Origin of the sequence: Ignisphaera sp. (assembly GCA_038831005.1) — an archaeon.
Taxonomy (GTDB): Archaea; Thermoproteota; Thermoprotei_A; order Sulfolobales; family Ignisphaeraceae; genus Ignisphaera.
The window spans coordinates 173,737-188,041 of record JAWBKZ010000003.1 but is presented as its reverse complement, the minus strand read 5'-3'; the positions used below and the strand labels follow the sequence as shown (position 1 = coordinate 188,041).

The window sequence follows — 14,305 nt, the reverse complement described above, 5'->3', positions numbered from 1 at the left end:
TCATGATTACATATTTGTACATCTAGGTAAGTTTACATAGCATAAGCTTATATAGTATATGTAGGTAGTAATGCCATTATGTATTTCTTGGTCTCTTCTTAACCCTTACAATAAATCCCTTCCTTTCTATTAATTCTACTTCTTCTCCAACTTCTATTACTTCATTGCTTTCTGCTTCCCATAATTCACCATCGATTAATACATACCCTTTTAAACCTGGTTCTAGCCTGTCTATAGCTTTTCCAACTACCTTACCTTCTGGTACATATCTAATGTTTCTAGGCTTCTTTATAACCAGTATAGCTTTATAAAGTATGAACACAAATAGTGTTCCAAAACCTATTGCAAAAACCGTTATTATTCTCCAAAGGGTTACAATGCCTACAGTATACAAAGTTGAGGGTAGCGGTGTTAATAATAATCCTATAATAATAGCAATTATACCTGAAACTCCTAATACACCAAAACCTGGAGTTACAAATAATTCTATTGACAGTAATATAGATCCTAAAGCTATAAGTATCGCCGGTACAGCTTTAGCCTCTATATCGCTTCCAAACAATGCCAACATTAACGCTATGATTGTTATAGGTAGAAGATCTATGCGACCTGTGTATAGAAGTCCTAGTGTTCCGAATATGCCTATAAAGAGTAATAGTGAATTTACGAGAGAGTTCCTAAGAAATATCTTGACATATATGTCTAGACTTGGAGGAAGTTCCTCGTATCGATTTATATATAATCTCCAGATAACTCCCGATATGTTTACCTCTATACCTTGAAGATGTGATAGAAGTTCCTCAATGCTATCGGCAACATAGTCTATGACTTTATACTGAAGAGCTTCTTTACCAGATAAGACAAGGTTCTCATAGACAAAGCGCTTGATAATTGTGGTATTCCTTTTCCTTGCTTCAGCACATAATTCCATATTTTTTAATATTGGATTCAAAATTTTGCTTTCATTTATAAAAATTATTTCTCCTGTAACGGGATTTATTGATATAGGTTGTGCTGCTCCTATGACAGCTGTAGGCCTCATAACGAGAATGTGTGCCGCTATTGATATTAATGCTCCTGCACTATATGCTTTATCTCTTACGAAAACTATGACAGGTACTTCGACTTCGAGCAAAACTTTCGATATCGTGAGGGCAGAATCTAAATATCCTCCATAGGTGTCAATATATATTATTAAGGGTTTATTTCTGTTCTTAGCAATGTTTAGAGCGTTAGTCACATATTCTTGCACAGGAGTATCTATTAACGAGGTATAACCTTCTATTTTTATAACAAATGCTTCTTCAATAATGTTATTAGAGCTATCCGTAGTAACTAATGTAAGAAATTGTATATCAAAACATAATATCATTATAGACATAATAATGAGACAAATGCTATTCTTCACTCTTCTCAGCCTGAGAAGGATATCTACCGGATAATGCTGTAGATATGGCGGCAGCAGTTGATGCTGATTTAGATGAGGCTTCTGTTATTATTATTAGATTCTTTTCTCTAGCTATATCTGTATATGTCTGAAGCTCTCTTAACCTTAATGCAGTCGGATGAGTTTCATACACTATGGCGGCTTCAGATAGTATCTTAGCGGCTTCTCTTTCTGCTTCTGCTTCAATAATTCTAGCTCTTCGAAGTCTTTCTGCTTCTGCTTGTTTAGCCATAGCTCTTATAAGTCCTTGAGGAAGTTCTATAGCCTTTAGTGTTAGTAGAGATATTTTCACACCCCAAACTTCTGTAATTCTATCAACAATAGACTGTATAGTTTTGCCTATTTCTTCTCTTTGGGTGAGTAGAGTATCTAGATCTACTTGACCTATAACATCTCTTATTGTTGTTTGTGTAAGAAGTGCTACAGAATAATGTGGATCCTTAATTTTTAGAACAGCACTTTCAGGATCGACAATACGATAATAAACTACAGCATCAACCGTCACAGTTACGTTGTCCTTAGTTATAACCTCTTGTTTAGGAACATCAACTGTAGTAATACGTAGATCAACGGTGACACCTCTATCTATAAATGGAACTAAGAAAATAAGTCCAGGTCCTCTAACACCTTGATATCTGCCTAACCGAAGAACTATAAAGCGTTCCCATTCTTTCACGATTCTAATGTACCTTGACAGTATCAGAGCCATAATAATGGTTACTAAGAATGCTACAAACAGTATAGTTAGATCTATCACATATTATCACCTTTAGAGAAAATATGTAGGAAAGATTATAAATTCATATAAAGATGTCTACCTAATAAGTTTCGGGAATCGTGATATAATATTCGTATTTTAATATCGTTTACTTCTAATCATCACAGTACTACCTGATGTGGATACAGGTATGCCTGCGGCTTTGGCTATACCTATTAAAATATATTTTATCATTTCTTTCACACCAACTGTTGGGATCAATATTATTGAATTACGTTGAACAATAGCTATATCGTTTTTTATAGCTATTCTTTCTATAATTTCCTCAATATCTAAATCAAGTTCAATCAGTGCTTTACCAATTTTTTCTCCTATTGTCTCAACATCCTCAGGCTTAAGTGTTTCTGATACTACTTCTGAAGGAACATAAACAAATCCTAGTTTAGATAAAACTAACTCGATCTTTTTTTCATGAAGTAGATCAGGTACGTAATATCCCTGTTTCTCTAGGTCTATTAATTCCTCTAGAAGTTTACGTAAATAGTTAACAATACTCATACCTCTAGCTTTAGATATGTTCTTTAGTTCTTCAGCTAACTCTGTATCGATACCTATACATCTTCTACTCTTCGACAAAGCCTCTCACCCTAACGACTATAAAGAAGTCTTTAACTATCATCTCTGATGCATTTAAGTCGTAGCCTCTAATAAGTCCTTCAATTATACATCGTGCTAAACTCACCACTTCTGGGCTATACCCTAGAAATCCTATAACAAATTTATAATCGTCACCATTGTGCGAAACATCCATTGATGCCGTGGGAAGCCATAAAGTTAAAACCGATTTAAATTCATTTACTGTTGCAGACCTCTTAATTCTACTTAGTTCACCAAACCATGTACACATTTTAATATATTCATTACATAGTGTTTGAAACGAATCACTCTTAAAGTTTATTAGAGAACTGTTAACCATAGAAGCAGGAAACAGAATTCCCCCAAGTCTTTTAATATCATCTAGTGCATCCACCATAGATAGCACTTCAAGAATATTACCCTTATGCTGCATAATCCTAAGAACAGATGAAAGTATCTTCTCTACAAGAACTAGATACGGTATCCCTATCCTTTCTCCAACTTTTATTGCTTCATCTATTATTTCTTCAGAAATAGGCATCATTCTCCTCCTAGGCATTAAAACACCCAATACAGTATATGACGCCTAAGGTACAGATGTATACAGAAGTATAAAAATGTTTATGTCATGTATGTTGGTGGATAATATTTGAATTTATCTATACCTCACTATCTTATCTAGAAATTCAATTCTTATGTAGAATCAAGTAATGATTAAAACATGCATTCATGATTTTATGGAATTGAATTATATACTGAGCCCTAAGCTTGAAACATACAACATGGTATTCACCTAATGGTGAGAGATTGTCAGCAACAAATTGATAATCCAGTATTATCGAAACTAATATGAATAATTTAAAATCGTGACCAAAATCCGATTATGACGTTAATTTAAATCCTGATAAACTTAGCTTTTATGGTTTTCTCATTTTCAGTCATCTCGATAATTTTGTATCCTATTTTATCAGCTATCATTTCAAGTATTTTACCGGATGGAATATCATCTTTGCTAACAATCACTATAACCTCACTCTCATTAAGGTCACTAAGAGTTCTTACAAGCTTTACTATAGGATGTTCAACACAGGATACATCCTCTTTTGTTAGATCTATTGTTATAGTCATCGTGTTACACCTATTTCCACAATATTTTTGCATTAATTTAGCTTAAATACTTAGTTCATATAATCACTCATGTTCCTAATTTACTTAGCCAGACTTCGTAGCTTCTTGAGTTCGTTAACGAATGCATCTATATCTCTATAGTCATTATATATGTAGAAACTTGCTCGAGCACTTCCTTTTGAAAGACCTAAGAACATGTGTAGTGGTTGAGCACAATGAAATCCCGCTCTAATAGCTACGTTGTTCATAGATAAAAGTGTTGCAATTACATGTGGATCTAGACCCTTCATAGTGAATGAAACTATACCTCCACGGATATCTAGGTCTTGAGGGCCTAAGATTTTTATACATCCTTCTAGCTCTTCATTTAAGCGTTTTATGGCGTATTTTGTTAGCTCTTTTTCATGTGTCTCAATGTTCTGCATCCCTATGTTCTCGAGATATTCTACAGCTTTGGCCAAACCTATGCCTGCTGCAATATTTGGTGTTCCTGCCTCAAATTTCCATGGCAGTATGTTATAGTTTATTTGTTTATACACAATAGTACCATTTTTCACAATTATTTCCACTTTCTCTACCATGTCTCCTCCATAGATTGCTGGGAGCATTTTTTCCAGTAGATCTCTCTTACCCCATAAAACCCCTATACCTGTAGGCCCAAGCATTTTATGTCCACTAAAAACTAGGAAATCTATATCTAATTCTCTTACATTTATAGGTAAATGCGGAACTGATTGTGCTCCATCAACAATAAGCATTGCTTCCGAGTTTTGTCTAACTATTTTTGATGCTCTCTGTAAATTGTTAATCGTCCCTAATACATTAGATACATGTGTCACGCTTACAATCTTAGTTTTTTTGTTAACAAATTCAGTTAGTTGTTCATAATTGAGGATACCGTTACTATTCACCTCTACGAACTTTACCATAGCTTTCCTTATTTCAGCTATCCTTATCCATGGAAGCATATTACTATGGTGCTCCATAATAGTAATCACTATCTCATCTCCAGGTTCCAGGAATGTGAAACCTAAGGCGTAAGCTATCATGTTTATAGCATCTGTGGCATTTTTAGTGAATACTACTTCATCCCAACTATTTGCACCAATGAATTTTGCAATTTTTGTATGAGCTTCCTCATAAAGTTCTGTAGCCTTTACACTAAGTCTGTATACACCTCTATGTATATTGGCATTATACATTGTATAGAATTCTCTTACGGCATCTATTACTTGAATAGGCTTATGAGTAGTAGCAGCATTATCTAGATACACTAAATCAGGATTATTCTTGAATATAGGGAAATCCTCTCTAATCTTTTCAACATTTAAACTCAATTTATTTATCACCTTCTGAAACCGGCAGCTCAGCTATTATCTTCTCCTGTAACCCTGCATTAACTCTAGATGATCTCCAGCGTTCTTAAGTGCTTTATATATTGATAATCAACAATTTTAATCTATAGCTTCATTAATGCATATTATCTCTAAGCGTGTAAATTTGTCGAATACATTAATCAAGACACAAGTGCTCTAGGTAATTATAATGGTAAGTCTCTATGAGCTTTATGATGTGGAAGATTTAATTAAACAAGATATAGTAACTGTTATGAGGAACCTATACCGAAGGGGGCTTATATCGGCCCTATCAGGCAACATAAGTGTGCGTGTGCCTGGCACGGAGTATATATGGATTACTCCTTCAAGTATATATAAGGCTGAGATAAAGACTGATGATATGATTAAGATGGATTTGAATGGAAATATAATAGAGGGGCATCATAAACCTTCTAGTGAATGGAGATTTCATGTAGCTATATACAAATCTAGGCCAGATATTGCTGCAGTAGTTCATACACACAATCCAAACGTATTGATATTAGATCTACTAGATATGAAGCTAGATCCTAAGTTACTGATAGAATCAAAGTTTTATATAAAAGGCATAGAATATGTGGCTGAAGCTGAGCCGGGAAGTGAAGAGCTGGCAAAAAATGTAGCGGAAAAGGTTTCAAAAAATGTTAACGCATTGATATTGAAGAAACACGGTGTTGTGTCATTGGGTACAAACATATATGAAGCTGAAACTATAGCGGAAACGATTGAAGATCTAGCAATAGTACAATTAAATACGCTATTTGTGAAATTATTGATTGATATATCAAAGAACCTATAAAGCTATGTACTTAATGATATCGTCAAATATTTCGTCATTGTCATATATTGAGACCCTAGGCTTGAGTACATAGTACTTATCATACTTAAAATTGTTTACCAGTACATCTGTTACAAGAGCCTTACCACCATAGATATGGATGTTTTGTGTCACAAACCTCATTAAATCCTTGATGCTACTCCTATAGATTAGCACTACGCTAGGATACACGACAAAGAGTAGATCTATTTCTTCCTTAATTAACCCCATATATGGTATTAATGAATTATTAAATGATTCAATTAAAACAGCATCATTACCTTTAGTTAACATCTCTAAACATGTACTAAGTTTGTCATCAACTTCTTTGCTCTGTAGTAATCTATTAAAACTCATAACATCAGTTTCTATAGCATTAAACTTCTTTGCTAATGATTCTATTACTTCTCTTACTGTTTGTGTAGTTCTAGAGGTATTCTCTCCGAACACATAATGTTTAGTTATACCATCTGGACAGAAACTTACTCTAGCTAAAATCATCTGTAGAAACTGGTTATCGAGATCTACAAGTGCTTTCTCTATATTTCTATCATCAATATACTTAACAATATCTAAAGGCGCAAATAGAATGTCTATAGGATTCATTAATGCAAGTCGCTTACTGTCCCTTATATCTAAAACTTCTCCATATTTAAGAATATCTTCTCCAAAAAGCATACCTTTTTCAATACTTTCAACAATAGTTGAATACTGATGCCACAAACTATGACCTGAAACAGGTTTATATATAGATATTTTGAATCCTTTGCTAATAAGTTTTCTAGCTAAAGTTACAGTAAACCATGTTTTACCCGAATCATAAACCATAAGTCCTGTGATCAGTACCTTCATACGTGTCACCAAGTAAATGATGTTACTTAACAGATTTTATATCTAGCTTATGTATATTTTTCTTGGTCCACCGTTATTTAGCGCAATTAGATTGATTCATGTTATGTATATCTCAAGTATTTATCAATAAAGCATAATTATTCAGAACAGGTAAAAATGGCCAAAGTAACAAGTAGATTGATTCTTTTCCTGTAAGGATATGTCTAATACTATAGTTAGATGAGTTATGTTTAGTGGTTATGAATCTTCAATTTTAATATAGTTGAGGGCACATACAGAGTATGTAGAGGTATCGATGAATTAGTAGCTGATTTTCGTCTTAGATAATTTACTCATATCATCTAATTTAAGTAATGATATGTATCCGAAGATTTAAATATAGATTTAACACAATTGCATTAAATCTATAAAATTTCCTTACACTCATCTAGCCTTGCAATACTGCTATACCTTGCTATACAAAAACCATAGTGTAGATAGGTCTGATTGACAATTTATCTTTATAATTCATTTAACATACAATCTAACATCAGCTGAGGATAATAAGATCATAAATTTAGGCTTCACATCGGCTCTTCTTCATCATCTACCACTAGTATTCCGTTTTGTAGCGTTTTTAGCTTTAATAAATTTAATTGAATTGTATACAAAATTAGGATAGTCATATTGTAAGAGGTTCTAATTAGCTAAGATATGCTATAGTGGATTTTGTTTGTGTAATGTAATGATATATTGGAATCGAATAAGTACTTTCAATACATTGAGTTATTGTCTAGTTTCAATATTTTGATTTCTATTTCTTTTTGATTCAGTATTCGTAGATATTCTTTAATTATTTCTATAAATTTATATTGCCATTCAACATTGTTCTGTACATATAGCGTTACCTCGATTGTGTGAATAAAGTTTTTGTGCAAATTCATTATGTATTCCATCACTATGTAAGCTAGGTCTTTTATGACACTATATGAAAACTCGTTATACGTCTCAAATTGAGAGAATGGATATGTATTGATCAAAGTGTAAGGAATTACACCCAGTATCGGGTAATAGAAATAAAGATTGCATCTTTTTGCGGTAGCTTTATGTGATTTCTTAGGTGATGACCTGGCTATTAGTGGTACAAATACTATGCATTTCTTTTTTGATGGAATTCTTGGAATTCTGGAAAATATATCTCTTCTTGCTAGCATTACCTTGGGGTTGTATATAGAATCTTCAGATAAGATGAAGAGAGCTTTTCCTTTAGGCTTTTCACGCGGACTTTTTCTGTAAATGTACTCTAGATTCTTTTTAATTGTATCAAATGCTCTTTTAGCTGCTGGATGGGATCTCGCTTTTTCCTCTAAATATTCCCAAAGTCTTCCCTCTTTAATACATTCCTTTACTTCATTTAATTCTCTAAACAATGTGTAAAGATTGTGTAGCGCTAAAAGTTTCCATTTATCTTGTCTAGCTAATTTACTGAATTCTTCAACTGTATATTTAGAACATACAGGACATGTGCATGGGAAGTACGATAATTCCTCTACTTCATAGGTACCTTTTCTGGTCATGTATCGCCCATCTTTAGCATATAGAATATAGCTTGCAGAATCCATAAGATCTACACCTAAAGCTATTACGAAAGGCATAATGAGTGGATGACCTGCACCAAAAAGGTGAAGAGGATATGAGGGACGTATGTGTGGTCTAACTGTGGCTATCATTTCTATAACTTTATCAAACATATAGTTCTCTAGAAGTGTCGTAGGACTACCTAGTGCGAATAGACTATATCCATACCCAACTATACTGTCAGATTTTATAGCATATTTTTGCAAAATCTCTAGGTGGGTACCCCCCTGTATCGGTAATGTCCAGAGAGTGTTTGTGCATTTTTCAATGATGTTCCGCACTTCAATAGCTCTTTGAAACGTTGTTTCGGCACTTTCTAACGCTTTTTCATATGACACATCATAAGACGTAGGAATATCGAGTATCACGCCTATATCGCTACCAATTTCACACTGATAATCAACTATCTCGACATTGGTTACATCTACATCACCATATCTAAGTAGCTGATAAGCCCCAGAATCGGTCATAATTATACCATCAAAGTTCAGAACACTATGAACTTCCTCAACTTTTTGTAATCGCTTCTTAAGCAAGTATGCATTAGTTATAATAGCGTTAAATCCAATGGTGCGAACATCATTAAGAGATACGAATTGATTCTTTAAAGTTGGATCTACAACAGGAAAAATATATGGTGTCTCAATTACACCTCGTTTTGTCTTAATCTTACCTATTCTAGCTGCGAGATCTACATCTTTTACCTCAAAACAATCTATTTAGCACCTCTCTTCTTATTTTCTATATACTCTGTATACACTTCGTATATTCTCTGAGCAAAACTTCCAGAACCTTCAACACCAGATTCACTAACCTTTATCCTGTCATATACTACTACTACATTAACATCATGTAGAACCTTAATTACATCGGGTCTAAGTCCCAACTTTGATGCCAAAATTGCGGCAAACTCTTCGGCATCAAAAAGCGGTTGTTCTTCTATAAGAATCTCAGAAACTCTTGTTCCACTAACAATTATGCGGTAAAACTTCTTTCCATCATTACTTTCTGCATCGCCTAGCACTATGTGGAGTGTGCTAGGATCGAACGACAGCATTTTCCCTACATAGACCTTTCCGTCTACCAGCCTCACTATAACTTTTTTATCCATTAAACGTGAAAGTTCACCAGAGACGCTTCTCGTGACATAGCTCATAGTGGGCACACCTAGGTTGCGATATCTATTTTTAACAAGATATAATAAGTATTATTAATCTGTATGATATACCATAAATATTACTTTATTTCCTAAATTATGATGTATTAACATCTTTGTGTTTATCATTATTTTTGCTAATAACTATTTCCACAGTTTTATGTATACTTTATCCATAGTATTTAAGTACTCATTTAATCTGTTTTCGTTAGTTTTAATGACTATTAAATAGCCCCATAAACTTATGTAGATGTTTATGTGATTCTCATCTTTCTTCTTGGTTATAACGTAACCATGGGCTAAAAAGTCCTTACCTGCAGCATATGATGGTAATGATTTGTATATACCTATGTTGATTAAGTCTCCTTTTTTAGCAAGGGTGAGTTCTTTATGTATATCCATTTTTATTATCGCTATGCCACAATCAATATTCAGTATATTAACGTTTGGTAGATACGAATCCACAACATCTACTACCTTACAGCTTAACTCCATACTCATTACCTTCTGAGTTATTCTAAAGCCTGTGAACAATAAGTACTGTTTATATTTTTATCTAATACCACTTTAATAGATCTCTACATATGTTGGGATCAGTATAATTAAGAGGAAAAATGTTAGCATATTTTTTGAGAAAGCTGATAATATGGTTCAACTACATATTGAGCCCTACAGGAGAAATCTCCTCATAGGTGCTCTAAAGCTTGTGCTTGTTGATGGTGATAAAGCTAGAGGGGATCAGTATCTGGATAGAGTTTCAGATATTATTACCGTTCTGAATCATAGGAGCTCAATTAATAGAAAGTATATGTTTGTAACATGTATTAACCCATATAGTGTCGAGGCAAATCTTATTGTAATGTGTAATTCAAATGATGAAGTACTTAAAGAACTAGATACTATTTGTGCATTAGTGGAAACCCTTGGACAAGGTGAAATAAAGTGTTTAGTTAGGGATGATCCTTTAACTTTACTTAACGAATGTCTTGGTCTACAGAGCCCAATTAATTACTTGATTAAGATTTTAAAAAGAGGAAAAGAGGAAACCTCAGTACAGCTACATGCTTTATCTGTGAATCCTTCTTATAATATTAATAGTGTTGAAGAATACGAATATCTATCATCTATATTCAGTCACGGAACTATATCGTTAGGTCATTTGTATTCCAATTCAAAGATCATTGTCACACTTAATAATGATCACATATTTAGACATATAGCTATTGTTGGCTCTACTGGTAGTGGTAAATCGACAACGGCATCAATAATAGCGGAAAAATCTGCTGAGAATGGTTATGCCGTAGTAGTACTGGATTGGCATGGAGAATACAAAGAACTCATACAATCAAAAAACAATATGGTTTACACAAATCCATTGAGTGGAACAATCCTAGAGACCCTAAGTTTTGAAGAGTTAATAAAGAAAGAACCTCTATCATTTTTAGAGATTTTAGAAAGTGCATTAGAACTAACACCTCCTCAAGCCCATATACTAGAAGATGCTATAAATATCATTTCTCGACGTACTACTAGCAGTAGTTACTATATAGATGAGATAATAGATGTTGTACAGAACAGTTCTGCATCTGCCCGATGGTTTACAGAGTCAAGGGAAGCATTGTTAAGAAAACTAAAGCCACTTTCAAGTGATTACCTAAAGATATATTGGAACAAACTTAAGAAAATAGTTATCGATAGAGAAAAGATATATGTATTTGATATATCACATATACCGAATACCAGGGTAAAGAGAGTTTTATCATCTCTTTTGATTAGATCCATAGTGATTAAGGCTCAATACAACAATATTGTGAAGCCAATATTGATAATAGTTGATGAAGCTCACAACGTACTATATTCGGGGAATCCTGTGTCTAACTTGGTTGCCGAAGTGAGGAAATGGAACATAGGTTTCGTCACAATTACTCAAGCTCCTTCAATGCTATCATCTGTAGTACTTAAGAATACCAATACGAAGATTATTCATTCGTTGAAGTCCTCTAGTGATGTAAAGACAGTTTTATCTGTCATACCACTTAGAAAAGAACATAAAAAAATGATTTCTGCACTAAAGCCTGGTGAAGCATTAGTTGTTTTACCAGAGCTAGCTGAACCTATACTTGTAAAAATAGTTAGGGTGTAGATGTTTACTTTTCTTCCTCCTTCTTTTCTTCCTTCTTCTTTTCTTCCTCTTTCCTCTTAGAGGCTGCTATTACATCATCTATTCTGAGGATTAGAGTAGCGGCTTCGGTTCCTGCTTTTAGTGCAGATAACTTGACTAAGAGAGGATCTATTATACCTAACTTCTTTGCATTTATTAGTTCGCCAGTAAATACATTAAATCCTATGTACTTGCCCTCAGGCTTCATGTGTTCTGCTCTAAGCTTCATAATTATTTCAACGGGATCTAGACCAGCATTTGTTGCTAAAGTCTCAACAATACCTTCTATAGCTCTTGCAAATGCTTCTACAGCTAAACCCTCCTTACCTCCAACTTTATTAGCATAATCTCTTACATGTTTAGCAAGCTCAATTTCGAAGGCTCCAGCTCCATACACTATCTTAGGCAACCTAAAGATGTCTGCAACAGCACTTAAAGCGTCTTTAGTGTATCTTTCTGCTTCATCAACGAGTCTCTCTAGACCTGCTCTAAGAACTATCGATACTGATTTAGGACTCTTACAGTTCTCTATGAATACCATTTTATCTTCGCCAACCTTTCTTTCTTCAACTAATTCACATTCACCTAGATCTTTTTCTGTTAAATCTTCAATATTACTAACTATTCTACCTCCCGAAGCTCTTTCTAGTTTCTCCATATCGCTTCTCTTGACTCTTCTAACAGCCATAATACCTTTCTTAGCTAGATAATGCTGAGCAACATCATCAATACCCTTCTGGCAGATAACAACATTAGCACCAACAGAAGCAATCTTCTCAACATAACTGTTGAGTATGTTTTCTTTTTCTTCCAAGAATCTACGCATTTGAGTAGGATCACTTATTCTTATTTCTGCATCAATTTCTGGTTTCTCTATTTCTAGAGGTGTATCGAGTAAAGCTATTCTTGCTTTTTCTACTCTTCTAGGCATAGCTGGATGAACAACCTCCTTATCTAGAACAACACCATATACTAATTGTGAGTCTAGTAGACCTCCACCTTTCTTCTTTATTATTTGAACGTTATCTATATCGACATACCATCTCTCACCCCTCTTTTCAGCTATCTGTCTAACAGCTTTAACGACTAGTTCTGCTATGTACTCTCGCGCACCATGTACTGCTTTGCTAGTTAAGGATGAAATAGCAACACTCTTTAGTGTTTCATCAGCTGAAGAATTCTCTACATCAACCTCTTCAGCTATGTTGTGGGCTATCGTTAATACATAATCTAAAGCCTTCTTATATCCGCTAACTATAACTGTAGGATGTAGACCCTTATCCAGAAGTTCTTCAGCACGTTTCAGTAATTCACCTGCAATTATTACAGCAGTCTTAGTACCATCACCAGCTTCTTCATCTTGTCCCTTAGCTATCTGAACTAGCATTTTTGCTGCCGGGTGCTGCACATCCATTTTGTCTAATATAGTAGCACCATCATTTGTTATTGTCACATCTCCTAATGCATCAACAAGCATTTTATCCATTCCTCTAGGTCCATATGTAGTTTTTATCATTTCAGTCACTGTTATGGCGGCCATCATGTTAGCTCTTAGTGCATCACGTCCAGTAGTTCTACTGGATCCCTCCTTCAATATTATTACAGGTATGCCTGTGGGTTCGTAGGGTGGTAAAGCTTGTTGAGCCATATACCTACACCGAATAACGTTCATCTACAGAGGTTCTATATAAATTTTAATGAAAATAACATATTTATTTCCATGAAACCTTTAAAAGCTTAGAGCTGGTTTAGGTCTACAGAGTACGTCTGTACACAACCACTATGGAGTAATGTAATAACATACTGAATATGGTGATACCATGGGTAAAGTTAGAATAGGCATAGTGAAAAGAACTGCACGAAAACTACTAACATTGTATCCAGATATGTTCAAGCCAGAATTTCAATACAACAAAGAGTTGGTATCTAAATTGGTTAATACAAAGTCCAGAAAGTTACGTAATCAGATTGCAGGATATATTACGCACTTAGTAAAACTAAGGCAGAGACAAACAGAATCATGATTTGGAGCTAAAGGGTGACATAAATAGTCAAGGTGAGATTCCTAGGTCATTTAAAATCGAGAATAGGTTTACCTGAAGTAGATGTAGAGATCCATGATGAAGAACCTTTACATAACTTTCTCACTAGGCTTGCTAATAGAGTACCTGAGCTCAAAAGTATAATTAATAGTAGAGATCTTCAAAATGAATACTTGATATTAGTTAACGATGTTGATGTTAACGTTTATGGTGAAATAGACAATGCTGTAGTAAAAAACGAGGATACTATAACAATCATACCTATAGCTCATGGAGGATCCATTTGATATCGTTAGCGTTTATTCAATGTGAATCAGATCATGATGAAGAAATCTGTACAAAAGTTAATGAATTA

General features: G+C 34.2%; 15 protein-coding genes. 4 read left to right on the top strand and 11 right to left on the bottom strand.

Translation table 11 applies throughout. The features are described 5' to 3' along the window. Positions 1-76: 76 nt before the first annotated feature. The 6 genes from QXK50_04300 to QXK50_04275 form a co-directional block, all read right to left on the bottom strand. Positions 77-1,408 carry an NfeD family protein gene (locus QXK50_04300; protein ID MEM2008387.1) on the bottom strand — a complete coding sequence of 444 codons (1,332 nt, stop codon included), beginning with the start codon at positions 1,406-1,408 and terminating at the stop codon, positions 77-79. Beyond that, positions 1,398-2,204 carry an SPFH domain-containing protein gene (locus QXK50_04295; protein MEM2008386.1) on the bottom strand — a complete coding sequence of 269 codons (807 nt, stop codon included), beginning with the start codon at positions 2,202-2,204 and terminating at the stop codon, positions 1,398-1,400. The genes QXK50_04300 and QXK50_04295 overlap by 11 nt, the downstream gene beginning before the upstream one ends. A gap of 99 nt (positions 2,205-2,303) precedes the next feature. After that, entirely contained in the window at positions 2,304-2,801 is a 498-nt protein-coding gene (locus QXK50_04290) for a CopG family transcriptional regulator (protein ID MEM2008385.1), read from the bottom strand. Beyond that, positions 2,788-3,360, bottom strand: coding sequence for a hypothetical protein (locus tag QXK50_04285; protein MEM2008384.1), 573 nt, complete (start codon positions 3,358-3,360; stop codon positions 2,788-2,790). The genes QXK50_04290 and QXK50_04285 overlap by 14 nt, the downstream gene beginning before the upstream one ends. 335 nt (positions 3,361-3,695) lie before the next feature. Then, positions 3,696-3,929, bottom strand: coding sequence for a hypothetical protein (locus QXK50_04280; protein ID MEM2008383.1), 234 nt, complete (start codon positions 3,927-3,929; stop codon positions 3,696-3,698). An 80-nt stretch (positions 3,930-4,009) separates the two neighbouring features. Then, on the bottom strand, positions 4,010-5,266 hold the full coding sequence (locus QXK50_04275; GenBank protein MEM2008382.1) for a SufS family cysteine desulfurase: 1,257 nt from the start codon (positions 5,264-5,266) through the stop codon (positions 4,010-4,012). Between the two features lie 208 nt (positions 5,267-5,474). Here QXK50_04275 and QXK50_04270 point away from each other — a divergent pair, with 208 nt between their 5' ends. Beyond that, a complete protein-coding gene (locus QXK50_04270; protein ID MEM2008381.1) occupies positions 5,475-6,104 on the top strand; it encodes a class II aldolase/adducin family protein in 630 nt (209 codons plus the stop codon). Here the strand turns inward: QXK50_04270 and QXK50_04265 are convergent. From QXK50_04265 to QXK50_04250, 4 genes are all read right to left on the bottom strand, one after another. Continuing rightward, positions 6,099-6,974 (bottom strand): hypothetical protein, encoded by an 876-nt coding sequence (locus QXK50_04265; protein MEM2008380.1) that lies wholly within the window; start codon positions 6,972-6,974, stop codon positions 6,099-6,101. The two genes, QXK50_04270 and QXK50_04265, sit on opposite strands and share 6 nt — an antisense overlap. A gap of 752 nt (positions 6,975-7,726) precedes the next feature. Beyond that, positions 7,727-9,310 carry a tRNA guanosine(15) transglycosylase TgtA gene (gene tgtA, locus QXK50_04260; GenBank protein MEM2008379.1) on the bottom strand — a complete coding sequence of 528 codons (1,584 nt, stop codon included), beginning with the start codon at positions 9,308-9,310 and terminating at the stop codon, positions 7,727-7,729. After that, entirely contained in the window at positions 9,307-9,747 is a 441-nt protein-coding gene (locus QXK50_04255) for an Lsm family RNA-binding protein (protein MEM2008378.1), read from the bottom strand. Before QXK50_04255 ends, tgtA begins: the two co-directional genes overlap by 4 nt. A 144-nt stretch (positions 9,748-9,891) precedes the next feature. Further along, the gene (locus QXK50_04250) at positions 9,892-10,242 is read right to left on the bottom strand and encodes a DNA-directed RNA polymerase subunit G (GenBank protein MEM2008377.1); all 351 of its coding nucleotides are present in this window, start codon (positions 10,240-10,242) and stop codon (positions 9,892-9,894) included. Between the two features lie 151 nt (positions 10,243-10,393). On the opposite strand from QXK50_04250, the gene QXK50_04245 reads away from it, so the two are divergent. Continuing rightward, positions 10,394-11,890 (top strand): ATP-binding protein, encoded by a 1,497-nt coding sequence (locus QXK50_04245; protein MEM2008376.1) that lies wholly within the window; start codon positions 10,394-10,396, stop codon positions 11,888-11,890. A 4-nt stretch (positions 11,891-11,894) separates the two neighbouring features. Here QXK50_04245 and thsB read toward each other — a convergent pair whose 3' ends face one another. Beyond that, positions 11,895-13,556 carry a thermosome subunit beta gene (gene thsB / locus QXK50_04240; protein ID MEM2008375.1) on the bottom strand — a complete coding sequence of 554 codons (1,662 nt, stop codon included), beginning with the start codon at positions 13,554-13,556 and terminating at the stop codon, positions 11,895-11,897. Positions 13,557-13,728: 172 nt separating this feature from the next. Here thsB and QXK50_04235 point away from each other — a divergent pair, with 172 nt between their 5' ends. Both QXK50_04235 and QXK50_04230 read left to right on the top strand, forming a co-directional pair. Further along, positions 13,729-13,932 carry a 30S ribosomal protein S17e gene (locus QXK50_04235; protein ID MEM2008374.1) on the top strand — a complete coding sequence of 68 codons (204 nt, stop codon included), beginning with the start codon at positions 13,729-13,731 and terminating at the stop codon, positions 13,930-13,932. A 32-nt stretch (positions 13,933-13,964) separates the two neighbouring features. After that, positions 13,965-14,237, top strand: coding sequence for a MoaD/ThiS family protein (locus QXK50_04230; protein MEM2008373.1), 273 nt, complete (start codon positions 13,965-13,967; stop codon positions 14,235-14,237). Positions 14,238-14,305 lie beyond the last annotated feature (68 nt).

Coding starts and splice junctions, on each gene's coding strand:
- QXK50_04285 (MEM2008384.1), bottom strand. CDS start 3,360: ATGCCTAGGAGGAGAATGATGCCTATTTCTGAAGAAATAATAGATGAA.
- QXK50_04280 (MEM2008383.1), bottom strand. CDS start 3,929: ATGACTATAACAATAGATCTAACAAAAGAGGATGTATCCTGTGTTGAA.
- QXK50_04270 (MEM2008381.1), top strand. CDS start 5,475: ATGGTAAGTCTCTATGAGCTTTATGATGTGGAAGATTTAATTAAACAA.
- QXK50_04265 (MEM2008380.1), bottom strand. CDS start 6,974: ATGAAGGTACTGATCACAGGACTTATGGTTTATGATTCGGGTAAAACA.
- QXK50_04255 (MEM2008378.1), bottom strand. CDS start 9,747: ATGAGCTATGTCACGAGAAGCGTCTCTGGTGAACTTTCACGTTTAATG.
- QXK50_04250 (MEM2008377.1), bottom strand. CDS start 10,242: ATGGAGTTAAGCTGTAAGGTAGTAGATGTTGTGGATTCGTATCTACCA.
- QXK50_04245 (MEM2008376.1), top strand. CDS start 10,394: ATGGTTCAACTACATATTGAGCCCTACAGGAGAAATCTCCTCATAGGT.
- thsB (MEM2008375.1), bottom strand. CDS start 13,556: ATGGCTCAACAAGCTTTACCACCCTACGAACCCACAGGCATACCTGTA.
- QXK50_04235 (MEM2008374.1), top strand. CDS start 13,729: ATGGGTAAAGTTAGAATAGGCATAGTGAAAAGAACTGCACGAAAACTA.